The sequence below is a fragment of the Flavobacteriales bacterium genome (assembly GCA_016715895.1).
Classification (GTDB): domain Bacteria; phylum Bacteroidota; class Bacteroidia; order Flavobacteriales_F; family PHOS-HE28; genus PHOS-HE28.
This window is the reverse complement of the sequence record JADJXH010000004.1, coordinates 56,577-73,487: the sequence shown is the minus strand read 5'-3', so window position 1 is coordinate 73,487 and position 16,911 is coordinate 56,577. Positions and strand designations below refer to the sequence as shown.

Below are 16,911 nucleotides of genomic sequence, written 5' to 3'. Positions count from 1 at the left end.
CCACCTTCGGGTCAGCGGTGCCCAAAGGTACCGGGGTCGTCCGGGGGCATGTTAACGGAGCATTAAATCCCACGTCCGGCGCGGCTTTTCGATGCTCCGCGCCACTGGCCGGGTATCTTTGGCGGCCTCCATGCGCGCGTTCACGGCCCGCCAGCTCACCGTCCTCCTCACCCTGGTGATCGGTGCGGTGGTGGCGGTGTGCGCGTTCCTGGTGACGGGTCCGGACGACCTGCCGCGCACGGCACAGGTCCTGGCCATGGGCGGTGCGGCCATGCTGGCGTCCTATCCGCTGCTGAACTACGGGCTCGATCGCTTCATCCAGGGCAGGATCCGGGGCATCTATAAGACCGTTCAGGGGCTCCGCGGCCCGTCCGAAGCACCGGTCAGTGTGGGCCCGGGCGAGGATGTGCTCGGCCGGGTGGAAGGTGAGGTGGCGGAATGGGCCAGCGCCCGGCGAAGTGAGATCACCGAGCTCAAGGAGCGTGAGAAGTTCCGCAGGGAGTTCATCGGCAATCTGGCCCATGAGCTCAAGACCCCGATCTTCAACATCCAGGGCTACATCCTGACCCTGCTGGAGGGGGGGCTGGAGGATGAAAAGGTCAATCGTGATTTCCTGACCCGCGCAAGTCACGGGGTGGACCGGCTGATCAAGATCGTGGAGGACCTCGACCTGATCACCAAGCTCGAGAGCGGGGTGATGGACCTGCGCCTGCATCGCATCCCCCTTCGTGAGGTGGTGGAAGAGGCCCTGGAGGACGTTGAGCTGCAGGCCCGGGAGAAAGGCATCACCCTGGTGGACAAGGTGCCTGACGAGCTCATGGTCCTCGGCGACAAGGACCGGCTGATCCAGGTGTTCGTGAACCTCTTCGTGAACGGGGTGAACTACGGTCGCCCGGGCGGCCACTGCGTGGTGAGCGTGGACGATCTGGATGAGCGCGTGCTGGTGGAGGTGAGCGACAACGGCATCGGCATCAGCGAAGAGCACCTGCCCCGCCTGTTCGAGCGGTTCTACCGGGTGGGGAAAAGCCGTTCGCGCAATGAGGGCGGCAGCGGCCTGGGCCTTGCGATCGTAAAGCACATCGTGGACGCGCACGGGCAGGCCATCACCGTGAAGAGCGAGGAAGGGCGGGGCAGCACCTTCGCGTTCACCTTGCGGAAAGCGCGCTGACCGGGCGGCCCACGGTGAAGGCGGCGGGTGGACCGCCATGGTCGGCCACGATCACCACCGGGGTGCGGTCCGGGCCCATGCGCAGCACCGCAAGGTCCCTCGCATTGCCGCCGGCGAAGAAGCCCGAGGCCTTGGGCGTGAGCGGGGTGAACCCCCCTTTGCCGTCGCCGAGCAGCACGCACCCGCGCCCTGCATCGTAGCGCACGGTCTCCACCTCGGCGCCCCAGTGGTTGCCAGCGGTCACGAGGTCCATCCGGCCATCGGCGTTCACGTCGAGCGCCACCAGGCCGTTCACCGGAGCGAACTGCGCCTCCACCGGCAAGGCCCGGATGCTGAACCGACCGGTGCCATCGTTCATCAGCACGCTGGACCGCATCCAGGTGGCCGTGCGGTGCAGGGCGCCGCTCAGTTTTTCCGGCGTGTAGATGGCCTGCAGGTCGGCATTGGCGAAGGCCTCGTAGGTGGGGAAGCGCTGCATGATCACCGGGCACTGCTGGCTGCTGCATTCGCGTCCGCGCACCGGGATCTGATGCCCGGCCTTCTCCTTGGCGAGCACGATGTCCGAGCGGCCGTTGCCGTCCATGTCGGCCCAGTACACATGCACGGGGTGCGTCGCGTCCGCCTTGAACTTGCTGTTCCATCCCAGGTTGCCGGCGGCGAGGTCCACATCCCCGTCACCATCGAGGTCGGTGGCGCACAGGCTGTTCCACCAGCCGGTGGTGCCTTCGAGCCCGGCGGCCGCGGTGGCGTTCGTGAAGCGCCCGCCCGCGTTCATCATCACCATCACCGGCATCCATTCGCCGACCAGGATGAGGTCGGGGTCGTGGTCGCCGTCCAGGTCGGCGAAGCGCGCATCGCTCACCATGCCGGGGCCCATGAGGTCCCTGGCGAGTTGCTCCGTGGCATCGGTGAACCGTCCGGTGCCATCGTTCAGCAGCAGGTAGGAGCGGGGGGCGAAGGGGTAATGGGCCGGTGTCTGCCGCCCACCGAGGAAGAGGTCCAGGTCGCCATCCCCATCGATATCGGCCGCATCGGCACGCTGGCCGCTGGTCATCATCGGGGGCAGGGCATCCTCCACACGCGTGAACCGGCCGGTGCCGTCGTTGCGCAGGTAGTGGTGGCGGAACGCCGCGCTGCGCAGATCGTCCTCGTTCGAGCCCGCGATCACCAACAGGTCCTGATCACCGTCCCCATCGCCGTCGATGAAGCGCGCCCCCAGCAGCTCCTGGCCTTCACCCGTCAGCGGATGGGCGTTGCGTGCCACCTGCAATGTGCCTGAGGCGGTCTGCAGCATCAGCACCGGGGCCTGACCCCGGCCGCCGCCCATCCATAGGTCATCGAGGCCGTCGCCGTTCACATCGGCGACCGCGAGCATGGGGCCGAGCTCGCTCATCTTGTGCGGCAGCAGCACCTCCAGGCCGAAGTCGTCGTAGGTGGGATCGCGGTGCACCACGCCGTCCGGGATCAGGGCCGGGTCCGCAGCGAGGAGCGGGGCCCGTTCGGGACCCCTTGCCGGTGGCGGTCCCGCATCACGATCGTCCAGCATCATCAGCCGGTCGGCCTGCACATGGCGCACCAGCGTGTAGCGGCCATCCGGCCAGCGCACCTCCATGCTGTCGACGACGGGGATCGGCCCGAGCCCGAAGTGAAGCACGGGCTCCACCGCGCTCTGGTAACCACGCACGGGACTGAGCTCCTGGACCTGCACGGAGCCCCGGTGACGGAGGATGACGCGCGCACCGAGCGCATCGCGCCCGCGCTGCTTGAGCGCGACGCGCAGGTAGTGCCGGTCGGGATGCCGTTCCCGGGCCCGGTTCGCGTACACCGAGGCGGGCGCGTCGATGTTGTTGATCACCAGGTCGAGGTCGCCGTCGTTGTCGAGGTCGGCGTAGGCCGCGCCGTTGCTGTTGAGGGGTTCGGTGAAGCCCCAGGCCTGAGAGCTGTCGGCGAAGGTGAGCCGTGCCCGGCCGGTGCTGTCCGCCCCCTCGTTCCTGAACAGGTAGTTCCGGATGCGCGTGCTGGGCACCAGGTCCAGCGAGCGGTAGAAGTCCTCGCCGCTCTTCAGGCCCCGGTACACCTGCTGCTGGTAGTCGTTGTTGCGGATGTCGTGCTTGAACCCGTTGGTCACCATCAGGTCCTTCCAGCCGTCGTTGTCCAGGTCGGCGAGCAGCGGCGCCCAGCTCCAGTCGGTGCGGGCGATGCCGGCCAGCTGCGCGATCTCGCTGAAGGTGCCGTTGCCGTTGTTCAGCTGCAGCGTGTTCACCATGTACTGGAACTGCTGCCCTGCGGCCACGATCGACCAGAAGGCCTGCGGCGACATGCTGCCCATGTTCGTCTTGTTGCGCACGTGGTCGTCGGCCATCATGTCCAGCACCACGATGTCGGCAAGGCCGTCGTTGTTGATGTCGGCCACGTCGCAGCCCATGCCGAAGTTGCTGACGTGGCGCGTCCGCTCCTTCACCACATCGCGGAAGGTGCCGCCTTCGTTGGTGTACAGCGCGTCCGCCACATCGAAATCGTTCGCCACGTACAGGTCGGGCCGGTCGTCATCGTCCAGGTGCGCCACGGAGACCCCGAGGCTGAAGCTGAAGTCCATGAGCCCATGCACCCGCGTGGCCTCGCGGAAGCGCCCGTCCTCCTGCACGAACAACCGGTTGCTCGGCGCCGTGCCAGCGGCGATCCCCGCCTTCACCTGCGACACGCTGACCCGCGTGAGCCGGTCCCTGGGGTGGTTGATCACAAAGAGGTCGAGGTCGCCGTCACCCTCCACGTCCAGGAAGGCCGCCTGCGTGCTGTGGCTGGTGTCCGCCACCCCGAGGGCATGGGCGGCTTCGGTGAAGGTGAGGTCGCCGTTGTTCAGGTAGAGAAGGTTGCGGGTGAGGGCGGTGTCGGTGGTCGGCCCGCTGCGGCACACGTAGATGTCCAGGTGGCCATCGCCGTTCACGTCGGCCATCGCCACCCCGGTGCGCCAGCCTCCCGGGTCGGCCCCGAGCGCGGTCCCGGTGATGTCCTCGAAGCGCATGCCGCCCTTGTTGAGGTAGAGCCGGTCGCGCTGCTGGTTGCCGGTGAAGTAGAGGTCCGTGAGCCCGTCGCCATTGATGTCGCCCGCACCCACACCGCCTCCATTGTAGGCGTAGATGTAGGTGAAGTAGTTCATCGAGGGCGATTCCTCGAGGCGGTTCGTGAACGTGATGCCGGTGCTGTCCGTCGGAAGGGCCTCGAACAGAGGGCCCTGGGCGGATGGGGTCGCCATTCCGGTCCCCTCATCCACGGGCCCGCAGCCGATGAGGAGCGCGATCAGCGACAGGAGGACGGTTCGCAAGGACATGGGCGATGGAGGCTGTGCGAAGGTAGCCCCATCGGGAGGTCACCTGCGCGTGGCCAATGCCGATCGGGCGGGCCCTGGTGTGAAGACCTCCAATACATCATTGTTGTTGGACACCACCACCCAGGGTGCACGCCCCGCACCTTGCTCCAGCAGCACAAGGTCCTTGGCGTTCCGCCAGGCGAACAGGCCGCTTTCCGTCACCGACAGCGGGTGGAAGCCACCCTTGCCGTCACCGAGCAGCACAATGCCGGTACCCGCATCATATCTGATGGTCTCCACCTCGGCGCCCCAGTGGTTGCCGGCGGCGATGATGTCCGCATGTCCATCCCCGTTCAGGTCGCGCACCGCGATGCCGTTGAGCGGTGCGGTCTGTGCGTGCATCGGAAGCGGCTCCGCTCGGAACCGGCCACCGCCCTCGTTCCACAGCACGCACGAACGCATCTGCTCGGCGATGAGGTGTTGCGCCGAACCGATCTTCTCCGGGGTGTAGATGCGCTCCAGGTCGGCATTGGCGAAGTCCTTGAAGGTCGGGAAGCGATCGATGATCATGCGGCACTGCTGACTGCTGCATTCCCGTCCGCGGACCGGCACCTTGCCGCCGGCACCCTCCTTGGCGAGCACGATGTCCAGGCTGCCGTTGTCGTCCATGTCATTGGCGTACAGGTGCAGCGGATGTGCGGTCGTAGCGTGGAACTTGGTGTTCCAGCCGATGTTGCCGCACACCAGGTCCTGGTCGCCGTCCTTGTCGAGGTCGGCCGCCACGATCCGGTTCCACCAGCCCGCGCTGTGCTGCAGGCCCTCCGCCGCGTGGGCGAGGAGCCGCCCGCCATCGTTCCTGTGCATCGCGATGGGCTGCCATTCGCCTGCGGTGATCAGGTCCGCGTCCCCGTCCCCGTCGATGTCGGCCCAAAGGGCATCGGTGAACATGCCGGCTTCGGCCAGATGCGGCGCACGTTCGGCCGTGGCATCACTGAAGCGGCCGGAGCCATCGTTGACCAACAGATAGCTTCTCGGGTTCCGCGGATATGCGCCGGGGATCACGCGCCCGCCGATGAACAGGTCGAGGTCGCCGTCATCGTCCACATCGCCGGCGGCGGCCCGCTGCGCGCTGGTCATCACCACCGGCAGCGCATCGGGTGCATGATCGAACCGCCCCATGCCCCGGTTCGTGTACAACCGCGGTTGGAAGTGGACCTCGAAGCGATCGGATTCGTAGCCCCCACTGAGCACGAGCAGGTCCTGGTCGCCATCCTGGTCGGCGTCCAGGAACAACGCGCCCTGGTCCTCCCGGTCCTGGTGATCGGTCCACGGGCCTTCGACCTGCCGGTAGCGGTCGGTGCCATCGGAGAGGAACAGGGCGCCGGCCTGATCGCGCGCGCCGCCGATGTACAGGTCGTCGCGGCCGTCGCCATTGAGGTCCGCCGTGGCCATCAGGGGGCCGTCCTCGGAACGCTTGTGGGGCAGCAGGACCTGAACGGCGAAGTCGTCATACGGATTCTCACGATGGATGAAGCGCAGCCCGCCATCGGGCCGGGCCGCCTGGAGGAGGGCCGGGGGGGCGGGTCGTTCCGGTGCGCGGGTGGATGCGTCCACATACCGGATGGTCAGGACCTGATCGGCAGGGACATCGGCTTGGCGGGTGTACCGGCCATCGGGCCAGAACACCTCCACGAGCTCCGCTTTCGAGGCCCCGCCTAGGCCGAAGTGGAGGATGGGTTCCACGCAGCTTTGAAAGCCGCGTACGGGGGCCAGTTCCGCCATCTGCCTCATCCCGTTCGCCTCCACCACGGCACGCGCACCCAGAACGGTCCTGCCAAGCGCGCCCACCAACCGCAGACGCAGGTGGTGGCCGCGTCCCTGTTCAACGGCCTGGTTGACGTGGATCGTGGCCGGCGCATCCATGTTGTTGATCACCAGGTCGAGGTCGCCGTCGTTGTCCAGATCGCCGGTGGCCGCCCCGTTGGAGTTCTCGGCGTCGGCGAAACCCCATTCCGCCGACACGTTCCGGAAGGTCAGATCGCCGCTGTTGCGGAAGAGATAGTTGCGGACCCGCGTGCTGGGCACGAGCGCCAGCACGTCCATGGGACGCATGGCCTGGCCGGAGGTCCTGATCGCCTTGGCCTTGGCGTTGTAATCGTTGTCGCGCATGTCGCGCTTGTACCCATTGGTCACCAGGAGGTCCTTCCAGCCGTCGTTGTCCAGGTCGGCCAACAGGGGAGCCCAGCTCCAGTCGGTCTTGCTGACGCCCGCCAGTTGACCCACCTCACTGAAGGTGCCGTTGCCATTGTTGCGCTGCAGCGTGTTGAACATGTACTGGTGATGGTAGCCGGCTGCCACCAGGCCCCAGAACTGGGTGGGGGACATGGCGCCCATGTTGCGCTTGCTCCGGGCGTGCTCCTCGCTCACCATGTCCAGCACCACGATGTCGGACAGGCCATCGTTGTCGTAGTCGGCGATGTCGCAGCCCATGCCGAAGTTGCTGATGTGCCGTGTGCGCTCCAGGACCTCGTTGACGTAGGTGCCGTTCGCCCGCCCCATGTACAGAAAGTCCGGGGCCACGTAGTCGTTGGACACGTAGAGGTCCTGCACACCATCCTGGTCGATGTCGCTGCAGGCCACCCCCAGGCTGTAGGCCATGTTCCACAGGCCGGCCGCTTCGGTGATGTCCGTGAACCGGCCTCCGTCGTTCCGGTAGAGACGACTGCTGGGCGACCGCCGCGAGTCCACCGCATGCTGCACCGCAGCGCTGTTGAGCTTCGACGCACCTTGCATGGGTGTGTTGATCACGAACAGGTCCAGGTCGCCGTCGCGGTCGTGATCGAAGAAGAGCCCTTGGGTGGATCGGGTGGTGTCCGCGATGCCCCATTCCCTGCCCACCTCCTTGAACCGGCCTGTGCCGTCGTTCACGTAGAGCAGGTTGGTGCGTGCCTGTGGATCGGAGAACCATCCCGCCCGGCACACATGGATGTCGAGGTGACCGTCCCCGTTCACGTCGGTCATGGCCACACCGGTATGCCACCCATGGTCGGTCTCCTTGGGCAGGGCCGACCCGGTGACGTCCTCGAACCGGAGCCCCCCGCGGTTCAGGTACAGCCGGTCCGCCACCAGGTTGCCCGTGAAGTAGATATCCGGCAGCCCATCGCCATTGACATCCCCGATCGCCACGCCGCCCCCATTGTACATGTACTCGTACATGAAGTAGTTGCGGGCGTCATTCTCCTCCACGCGGTTGGCGAACAGGACACCGCTCTGCTCCGGCGGAAGGGCGACGAACAGGGGTGCCGGGACCTGTTCCACAGGTGCGGCGGCCGGTTCCGGCGCGGGGCTGTCACCACAGCCCACCGCCAGTGCGATCGGCAGCGTCCTTAGGGTCTTCCTGAGGTGAAGCATGTCCGGTGCGGGCGCCGCGGCCGGGCACCGTCCGGAAACCTGTTCATCTGCACAGCGCGCTCACCCTCACCGGGCCTCCGGTCGGTCGACCGGGAACATCGTGCGCATGACCAATGTAGAAGATCCCTCCGGACCACGATCATCGCACCGCCTCCTCCCAGAGCAGGATCTCGTTCTCGTTGTTCACGCTGATCCGCGGGATGTCGTCGTATAGGGTCACCTTGCCGGTGACACAGACGCGTTTCCGCAGCAACGCCTCTTCGGGATCGTAGTGGAAGTTGGGGCCGTTGCTGTCCCAGATGGTGCAGTAGAAGTCCTGCGCGGGATGCAACCGGTCGAAGTTGAGGTACACCGCGTTGGCCTTCTGGGTGCGACGGGTGCTGACCACGGTGCCGCAGACGGTGGCCACGCGACCGATCTGGTGGCGTGCCTGCACCGTGTTGAACATGCCTTTGGGCAGGGGCGCCGGCAGGGGCTCCACCTCGCCCAGGAAGGGATCGCCGGGGTGGTACCAGGCCTGCGGGTCGCGCTGTGCCTCCAACCGGGCCTCGAGCGTGTCGTCCAACGCGGGGAAGAGGTCCAGGCCGGTGAGGCGCTCCACACTGTCCACGGGCACGGCATAGCTGATGGTCGGGTATTCGTTCACCCCGTTGCGCATCACGAAGCCGATCATCTTCCGCTCCGGCCCGTCCAGGTCGGCCAGCACCTTGAAGAAGAGCTCCGGGATGCTCACCTCGTTCTTGTGCCCGGGATTGTCCATCGCGGGGAGGCCGTCGCGCAGCACCGGACCGGTGATCACGAAGACGCGCTCGCCACCGTAGCGCACGGTACGCCGCACCCAGTCCTCCAGGTCGCTCCAGCTGTCGCGGTTGAACTCGGGCCGCTGCGGGCTGATGTTGCTGTAGAGGTAGGTGGCCGCCAGCGCCTCCCGGTTCCAGCGCATGTCCGCGCTGGGCACCAGATGCCCGCGATCGAAGCCGCTGAACCAGTAGTCCTCCACCGTGCTGGTGCCCGTGCGCACCTTGGTGTCCATCAGGAAGGTGTCGATGCGGGCCAGGTTGCCCGTGATCACGTCCGGCGTGGCGATGTGGGCGGTCCACTTGGGCTGCTCATGGGCCTCGCTGTATACCAGCAGGTGCCCCGGATGCTCGATCACTTCGTCGCCTGCCGCCAGCGCGGGCAGGGCCTGGGATCGCAGGTCCCGCCGGATGATGGCCAGCTTGATGGAGTCGATGGGGGCCGCCAGGGACGCCCGAGCCAGCTGAAGCTCGTGGTCGCGTGCCTGCAGCGCGCGAAGCCGGTCCTCAAGCCCGGATTGTGCGGTGAGCGATGCCGCCGCGAACGCGAGCAAGGTCACCAGGGGGACGCGCGTGTTCATCCCCACGAATGTAGAAGGATGGGCCTCAATGCAGCATGCCCTCCAGCTCGTCGAGGGCTGCGCCCAGCAGCTTGTGCCCGGTCGGGGCGCCGGTCGAAGCGGGCGGCGAAGCGAGGGCGGCCGCCAGGTCCACCGCGTGCTGGTCCTGCACCAGAAAGCGGCCCGTGCGGGCATGCAGTTCGCCGAGGTATTCCTGTTCGCGCTGTCCGGGCGTGGGAATGATCAGGGCGCTGCGGCCGAGCGCCGCCAGGTCCATCAAGGTGGTGTAGCCGCTGCGGGACACGATGAGCTGCGCGCCCAGCAGGGCCTCCCGCAGCGTCCCGCCGGTGAGGTGGGCCACCACCTCCACACGGCCCACCCGCCGGGTGCCCGGTCGTTGCGGAAGCCCTTGCACGAGCAGATGATCTCCTGGAAGCGCCACCAGCTGTTCCAGCAGGATCCCCTCCAGCAGGGTCCGCTGCGGTTCGGGCCCGCTGATGACCGCCACCACGCGATGCGCGGGATGATCCCCGGTGTCACGCTCCGCCATGCGGCTCACCGGACCGATGTACCGCACCTTGGCCGGCAGGCGCGGGCCGTGGGAGAGCTCCCCCGCAAGGCCGGGAGCTTCCGGTTCGTCCATCACCCAGCAGCGGTCGAAGCGCGCCACGTGCTGGAGGTTCAGCCGGCGGAGCGCCTGTTGCGCAAAGGGCGTGAAGGGAAAGAGCTGGTGGGTGATGAGCACCGAGGGCAGCTGCGCACTCCGCACCCCGAACCGCTGGTCGCTGATCACCGCATCGAGCCGAAGGCCGGGGGCGATCCGCTCGAAGGCCGCGCGCTCCGCCGCCACGCTGCGCACCATCGCCGGGAACTGGCGGGCCATGCTCCAGAGCTGGCTCCGCCCGGCCGCATACCGCACGGTGATGCCCGGCAGCCGCACATGCTCCAGGTCGGGGAGTTCGGCGCGCAGCAGGGCCAGGGGGCCTGCATCGGCCGCCAGCACGGGGACCGCTCCCCGCTCACGCAGCGCCCGCACCACGGGCACGCAGCGCGCCGCATGCCCCAGCCCCCAGTCCAGCGGGGCCACCAGGACCCGCGCACCCTTGAACCCGCCCATGGGGGCGAAGGTGCGCACCCGATCGTGAAGCCTGTGTTACCCCGGGGGATCGCCACCGACCGCGCGACCTACTTTCGCGCGGCCATGGGCAAGAACAAGCAGTTCCGCTTCGCGGAGAACGCCACGTTCGCGCATGTGGTCCAGCCCACCTTCGACGACCTGATGCAGGGCCGGTTCCCGCTGAAGGGGCGATGGAACACCGACTTCTTCCAGCGCGAAGCGCCCCTTGTCCTGGAGCTGGGTTGTGGCAAGGGCGAGTACACCACCGGCCTGGCGGCCCTGCATCCGCAGCACAACCACCTCGGCGTGGACATCAAGGGCGCGCGCATCTGGCGCGGTGCGCGCACCGCACGGGAACAGGGCATCGCCCATGTGGGCTTCCTGCGCACGCATGTGGATCATCTGCTGCATTGCTTCGGCCCCGGGGAGGTGGACGCCATCTGGCTCACCTTCAGCGATCCGCAGGTGGGCAAGCCGCGCAAGCGCCTCACCAGCCCCATCTTCCTGGAGCGCTACCGCCAGGTGCTGAAACCGGGCGGGCTGGTGCATCTCAAGACGGATAGCCCGCTGCTGTACGAATACACCCTGGAGCAGATCGACGCGCACAAGCTGCCCCTGCTGGAGCACAGCGCCGATGTGTACGCCGACCTCGTCGGCCGTGTCCCGCCCGAGGAACAGGCCGTGCTCAACATCCGCACCTTCTATGAGTCGATGTGGCTCACCGAGGGACGGAAGATCCACTACGTGCGGTTCGCCATCGGGTGATCCCGGCACCCGCCCGATCGAGCTAGCTTCGTGGGCATGCGCCCGGTGGCCCTCGTCGTCGTCGCCCTGGCCTGCGCCCCACCGGTCGGCGCCCAGGTGATCGATACGGTCCTGCTCAGCGAGCAGGCTTTCGTGCACCATCCCTTCGTGTACTCCACCTTCTCGGCGCTCATCGATCGGATGGACCGGCCCTATCTGTACACCGCCGGCGTGGAGCACGGGCTCCGCACCTACGACATCAGCGATCCCGCCACCCCGGTGGAGATCGAGGTGTGGTCGCCGCCGGACCTCGGCGGGCTGAAACCCACGAACCTGCACCAGGACGGCGCCCTGCTTTACGTGAGCCTGGGCGGCTTCCAAGGGGTGACGCAGTCCGCAGGGCTCGCCGTGCTGGACATCACCGACCCGATGAACGCCGTGCTGCTGGACCAATGGGACAGTGTGGCGTTCACCTCGGGAAGTTCGATCGTGCGGGTGCGCGACGGCTTCGCCTACCTCGGCGCCATGGACCACGGGCTCGTGGTGCTGGACGTCGGTGATCCGGCGCAGATCGCGTTCGTGTCCTCCCTTGTGCCCGATCCCGCATGGCCGGGCGTGGTGAACTATCCGCCCAACGCCAGGGGCATCGACTTCAAGGGCGACACCCTGTTGCTCGGTTACGATGCCGGCGCCCTGCGCGCGATCGACATCAGCGATCCCACCCAGCCCATGGAGGTCGGCCGCTATTTCAATCCCCTCCATCCGGCCAACACGGCGAACGCCTACAACAACGTGCGGGTCGTCGGCGACCTGTGCTTCGTGGCCACCGATTTCTGCGGGTTCGAAGTGGTGGACATCGCGGACGTTGCGCACATGGACCAGCAGGCGTGGGTGAACCCGTGGAACTGCTACGGCGCATCCTGGTTCGGGAGCGAAGGCCACGCCAACGAACTGATCGCCGCCGCCGGGGACAGCCTGCTCTTCCTCAGTGGCGGCGATAGCGAGGTGCTGGTCTATGACATCACCGAGCCGGTCACCCCGCGGCTTGTGGGTGGCTTCATCCACCCGAACGACAGCGCGGTGGTCTGGGGCGTGGATGTGCACGACAGCCTGGTGGTGCTGAGCTACATCGATAATTCACTGGTGCTCTTCCCGCCGCAGCCCTACTATGCGAATGACGGCGGCGTGCAGCTGTTCACCTGGACCGTGGACCGGAGCACGGGCACCAATGACCCAAGCCGAGTACGACCGCCTCATGTCTGGCCCAACCCGACCCAGGGTCCGCTGAACATCCCGGTGGACGGCCCGGCGCAGGTGGTGGTCCGCGACCATCTCGGTCGGGAGCGGTGGCAGGGGCGGGTGGGGGGTCCGCTCGCGCGGATCGACCTGACCCGGCTCGCGCCGGGATCCTACGTCGTGGAGCTCATCGCCGCACACGGCCGCAGCACCTTCCGCGTGATGCTGCACTGATCGCCTCGGAACCATGGGGAAGGGACCTTCCGGAAAACAGGTGCGTGATGGCGCCGTGCAAGAGCCCGCCTTCGTGCGGCTCAAGCGCGTCCCCCTGCGCGACACTCCGGCGGACAAGCGCGACTTTTTTGCCGACGTGATGGATGTGGTGCGCCAGATCCCCCGGGGACGCGTGACGAGCTATGGCGCCATCGCCCGGTACCTCGGAGCTGCGCAGAGCGCAGCCCCGATGAGGGCAGTCCTGTTCATCGCTGTACGATGAGTTTGGCAGCGGCCATGATCCTGGTTCGTGTTTCTCATCGACCCCCTGGTTGCAGCACGATCCGCGCATGCCCGCTGCGGCCGGCCTCGGTGCGCACCCGCACGGCATAGACCCCGGGGGCCTGGCCGGTGAGGTCCAGCACGGCGGGGCGACTGGCAACCCGCTGCACCCGCACCACCCGGCCCTGCGCATCCACCACCTGCAACATGGCCGGACCGATCGCCTCCGGCAGCTCCACCCGCACCGGACCGGTGCTGGGGTTGGGCACCACCTGCACCGCCAGCGGTTTCTCCACCTCCCGCACCCCCACGTCCAACCCGTACAACCGGCTCACGAAGCGCTGCGTGCTGTCGTTGACCGTGCCGTCGTCGTAGCCTACGAACGAGCCGTGGATGTAGTAGCCCCCATCCGGTGCAGGCACCATGTCACGAATGCTCCCGTAGGTGAAGTTCATGTATGTGTAGGTGCCACTACCGATGCCGCCGAGCGCTGTAGGAAGGAGCTGACCCGCAGTATCGGTGAGCACCAAGCCCCGCCGGACCAAGCCACCCACGCGATCGAAACCGCCGAGCAGCGCTATTCGCCCATCGCCCAAGGGGTGCACCGCCGTTACCGTGGCGCTCACTCCGTCGAGGGTGTCGATCTCGAAGGAGAGGTGATTGTTGAAGGTGGGATCGAGGGTGCCGTTGGGCATCAACCGGATCAAATGGAGCGTATCGGGATCTCCGTTGATCTGAAAACGACCTGCAGCCAAGATCCGGCCATCATCCAGATGGTGACATCCATACGCTTGACCCCAAAAAATGGTGGTACTGAAACTTGTGTCCAAGCCGCCATCGGGATGGACGCGAAAAATGCGACCGGCAGGCTGGCCTTCGTAAGTTGTGAAGATGCCGCTGAGCAGGAACTTGCCATCGGGCAGGGGATGGATGAAGTCGATGCTGCCATCGCACTTGCGGTGCGTGGCCGTGGTGTCCAGGTATCCGGTGTTGGAGAACCACACCAGGCTGTGGAAGCCCTCGAAGCCGCGGATGCTGTCGCTGAGCACATGCACCCCGGTCATCAGCACCCGGCCGTCGGGGTACACGTGGTAGTCGCCGCCTTGGCCCGATGAGAAATAGGGCCCCAGATTCATCTCGATGAAGGTGGGATCCTGCGTTCCGCCTGGAAGGATTCGCCTCACGGTTTGTGCTGTACCTACGTAGAAGGCGCCATTCCATGGAGTTAGCTTACCTCCTCCCAGGTTACTCGTATTGAACGATAGATCCAAAGCTCCGTTCACATCCAGACGTGCCAGTAGTCTGTCGCTGAGCGGAAACTCTGGGAAACGCATACGACCGGAGATGACCAACTTTCCGTCCGGTTCTAGCAACAAGGAGTTCACATTGCGTTCAGTGATGGCCGATCGGAAGTTCGTATCCAGATCAAAAGGTTGTTGCGCCTGTGCTCCAAGGATGGCCGAAGTGGCCATCAGCATGAAGTACAGCCGCAAAATGCGGCTGTACTTCATGGCTGCACAATGAGCTGTTGGGTTACAGGTCCGCTGGCTGCGCCCAGCAGCACCACGGCGTAGCTACCGGCCGGGACCTGTCGGGTGTCCCAAAGCAGTTGGCCGGTCGCTGCGCTGATCGCGGCTCGATGCACTTCCCGGCCCATCAGATCACGGATCGAGATGGACGCGTTCGCAGGTTGCGGCTCCGCACCATAGTTCACGACAACCCATGTGCTCGCCGGGTTCGGCTGGATCTTCAACCAAGCGCTGCGCTCGTTCGGCGCTGGCGGATGTAGGTGCTGGATCATGGGCGCCCGGTTGGGATCTCCACCGGTGAGCGGCGCACGGCACAGCCCGTAGCCGAAGCAGAGCAGGTTCTGCGCCCAGGTGGCCGGGCGGTCATGCGCCCCATCGATGAGGGCCTCCAGCTGGTCCTGTTCAGCGGTGGTCAGCTGGGCCATGGTGCGGAGCTCACTTCGGGCTCCACGATCAGCGTTCGGCTCCATTGGCGGTGGGTTTGGTCGGTGATCTGGATCACATAGGGCCCGGCGGGCAGGCCGCCGAGGTCCAGGACGGCCTCGGTGCCTTGGTGGGCGGAGCGGTGGACCTCGCGGCCGGTGACATCGAGCAGGCGCAGCTGGTAGTTTCCCGGCGTCGCCCACCGCACCGTGGTGCTCGTGTGGGCCGGGTTGGGGTACACCTCCAGCTGCACCGGTTCCTCCACCTCCCGCACCCCCACGTTCAACCCGTACAACCGGCTCACGAAGCGCTGTTGGGGATCGTTGGTGGTGCCGTCGTCGTAGCCGATGTAGCTGCCGTGGATGTACCAGTTGCCGGCCTGATCGGGGACCATACCATTGGTGGCGTGGAGAGGATAGAAACCGTCATTGTAGATCCCGCAGCCATCTCCGGTGAAGGCGTCGTTGGACAGGTATCCATTGCTATCGAGCAGAGCAATCCCACTTCGCGGCTCCCAGTCCACAGACGAGAAATTCCCGTGCAGAACCAGACGGTCATCGGGCAACACTGTGTGCCAAAGACCGCCGTACGCACCAAAGAGATCCCTTGGTGCATTGAGGACATTGTTGAAGGTCGAGTCGAGTGAACCATCCGGTAGAAGCCTGACGATCTGCAAGGTGTCGTCACCCACATTCGGAAGGAAATATCCCGAGGCCAGCACACGTCCCCCGGCTAGCGGAGTGATCGCTGTGGCCATGCCCCATACGATAGGCACATTGAACGTGGTATCGCGCTCGCCATCGGGATGCAGGCGCAGGATGCAGGGCGCAGGTTGGTCCTCGTACGTGCTGTAGATGCCGCTCACGAGCAACTGGCCGTCGGGCTCCACGGCCAGGGTGTAAATGGCGTTGTTGCTTTTTCGGTGGTGCTGGGTGGTGTCCAGATCTCCCGTGTTGGTGAACCACACCAGGCCGAAGTCAGTACCAATTAGCCCGTGAACGGTGTCCTGTACGGAGTGGGATCCCGTGAATAGGGCGCGGCCGTCGGGGTAGACGTGGTAGTCTCCGCCCTGCCCCGTGCTGAAAAGCGGGTAGTCATCCAAGATGTTGAACGAAGTGTCGAGGCTGCCGTCCAAGAAGAGCCGCCGTAGACCGTTGCCATTCATAACGTACATCCTATCGGTCCATGGTACGATCTTCCCGCCCATCAGGGGGTAGGGTGTGAACGTGAGATCCCGGGTGCCATCATGCTTCAACCTCACTCCGGCTTTTTCATCCCAAGGTTGATCACCAGGGAAGAAGATACGCCCTGACAGGATTACATCGCCGTTCGGGAGGGGGAGTACCGAGTTGACATTCTTCTTCACGATGGAAGCTTCAAATCCAACATCCAGGTCGAACGGCGCCTGCGCACCGCAGATGTGGGCTGCGCAGAGCGCGGCCCACATCGCTGAACAGCCTTTCATCGCTGTACGATGAGTTTGGCAGCGGCCACAGAGGCACCGCCGCTGATCACCTCCACGGAGTAGGGGCCCGGCTCAACTCCGCGGCAATCCCATACCACTTGTTGCTCCTGGGTGCCTAGTGCGGCCTGCCACACTACCCGACCCATCACATCACGGATCGCCACAAATGTTTGGTCCGGGTCGCTTGTCAGCCGGATGTTCATCGTCAACCAGGTGGTCGCGGGGTTGGGCATCACGGTCAGCACCGGGTAGGCACCTTCAGTCTGCGCCGCTTGGTACGGGATGCTCGGCCTCCGGTCACTGTCCCCACCTGTCAATGGCGTGCGGCATCGGTCGTAGGCGAAGCACAAGAGGTTCTGCGCCCAGGTGGCCGGGCGGTCATACGCCCCGTCGATGAGGGCCTCCAGCTGGTCCTGTTCGGTGGTGGTCAGCTGGGCCATGCTGCGGTCATCACCGAAGACCCCGGCGCAGAAGCTGATGAGGTCCAGCATGCGCTGGCGCTCCGCCAGGGCCGCCTCGTGCAGCATGTGCCCATCGGTCAATTCGGCTACCGCAGCCTGGGCGGCGTTGGTGTTCCCCTCTTGGATGAAGGTCAAGGCCTCGGCATAGCGCGCTGCCACGGCCCGCACGGCGACAAGGTGGCTGGCTCTTATCATCAC

12 protein-coding genes are annotated in these 16,911 nt (G+C 66.0%); 4 read left to right on the top strand and 8 right to left on the bottom strand.

The window, feature by feature from the left end; genetic code table 11:
• The first annotated feature begins 130 nt into the window (after positions 1 to 130).
• The gene (locus IPM49_09010) at positions 131 to 1,168 is read left to right on the top strand and encodes a sensor histidine kinase (protein ID MBK9274664.1); all 1,038 of its coding nucleotides are present in this window, start codon (positions 131 to 133) and stop codon (positions 1,166 to 1,168) included.
• Here IPM49_09010 and IPM49_09005 read toward each other — a convergent pair.
• The 4 genes from IPM49_09005 to IPM49_08990 all read right to left on the bottom strand — a co-directional run bounded on the left by IPM49_09005 (position 1,146) and on the right by IPM49_08990 (position 10,360).
• Complete coding sequence (locus tag IPM49_09005; protein ID MBK9274663.1) at positions 1,146 to 4,496, bottom strand: CRTAC1 family protein; 3,351 nt, start codon at positions 4,494 to 4,496, stop codon at positions 1,146 to 1,148. The two genes, IPM49_09010 and IPM49_09005, sit on opposite strands and share 23 nt — an antisense overlap.
• Before the next feature lie 39 nt (positions 4,497 to 4,535).
• Complete coding sequence (locus tag IPM49_09000) at positions 4,536 to 7,886, bottom strand: VCBS repeat-containing protein (protein ID MBK9274662.1); 3,351 nt, start codon at positions 7,884 to 7,886, stop codon at positions 4,536 to 4,538.
• Between the two features lie 139 nt (positions 7,887 to 8,025).
• A complete protein-coding gene (locus tag IPM49_08995) occupies positions 8,026 to 9,264 on the bottom strand; it encodes a DNA/RNA non-specific endonuclease (protein MBK9274661.1) in 1,239 nt (412 codons plus the stop codon).
• A 25-nt stretch (positions 9,265 to 9,289) separates the two neighbouring features.
• On the bottom strand, positions 9,290 to 10,360 hold the full coding sequence (locus IPM49_08990) for a glycosyltransferase (protein ID MBK9274660.1): 1,071 nt from the start codon (positions 10,358 to 10,360) through the stop codon (positions 9,290 to 9,292).
• Positions 10,361 to 10,444: 84 nt separating this feature from the next.
• Here IPM49_08990 and trmB point away from each other — a divergent pair, with 84 nt between their 5' ends.
• The 3 genes from trmB to IPM49_08975 are packed head-to-tail and all read left to right on the top strand — an operon-like array spanning position 10,445 to position 12,836.
• Positions 10,445 to 11,125: a tRNA (guanosine(46)-N7)-methyltransferase TrmB gene (gene trmB, locus IPM49_08985; protein MBK9274659.1), complete on the top strand. Its 681-nt coding sequence runs from the start codon at positions 10,445 to 10,447 to the stop codon at positions 11,123 to 11,125.
• A gap of 36 nt (positions 11,126 to 11,161) precedes the next feature.
• Positions 11,162 to 12,574 (top strand): hypothetical protein, encoded by a 1,413-nt coding sequence (locus IPM49_08980; GenBank protein MBK9274658.1) that lies wholly within the window; start codon positions 11,162 to 11,164, stop codon positions 12,572 to 12,574.
• Between the two features lie 13 nt (positions 12,575 to 12,587).
• Positions 12,588 to 12,836 (top strand): MGMT family protein, encoded by a 249-nt coding sequence (locus IPM49_08975; protein ID MBK9274657.1) that lies wholly within the window; start codon positions 12,588 to 12,590, stop codon positions 12,834 to 12,836.
• 34 nt (positions 12,837 to 12,870) lie between these two features.
• Here the strand turns inward: IPM49_08975 and IPM49_08970 are convergent, their stop codons facing one another.
• The 4 genes from IPM49_08970 to IPM49_08955 form a co-directional block, all read right to left on the bottom strand.
• Positions 12,871 to 14,346 (bottom strand): T9SS type A sorting domain-containing protein, encoded by a 1,476-nt coding sequence (locus tag IPM49_08970; protein ID MBK9274656.1) that lies wholly within the window; start codon positions 14,344 to 14,346, stop codon positions 12,871 to 12,873.
• Positions 14,343 to 14,789 (bottom strand): T9SS type A sorting domain-containing protein, encoded by a 447-nt coding sequence (locus IPM49_08965; GenBank protein MBK9274655.1) that lies wholly within the window; start codon positions 14,787 to 14,789, stop codon positions 14,343 to 14,345. The genes IPM49_08970 and IPM49_08965 overlap by 4 nt, the downstream gene beginning before the upstream one ends.
• Complete coding sequence (locus tag IPM49_08960; GenBank protein ID MBK9274654.1) at positions 14,777 to 15,961, bottom strand: T9SS type A sorting domain-containing protein; 1,185 nt, start codon at positions 15,959 to 15,961, stop codon at positions 14,777 to 14,779. The genes IPM49_08965 and IPM49_08960 overlap by 13 nt, the downstream gene beginning before the upstream one ends.
• Before the next feature lie 287 nt (positions 15,962 to 16,248).
• Positions 16,249 to 16,881 (bottom strand): T9SS type A sorting domain-containing protein, encoded by a 633-nt coding sequence (locus IPM49_08955; protein MBK9274653.1) that lies wholly within the window; start codon positions 16,879 to 16,881, stop codon positions 16,249 to 16,251.
• Between the last annotated feature and the right edge of the window lie 30 nt (positions 16,882 to 16,911).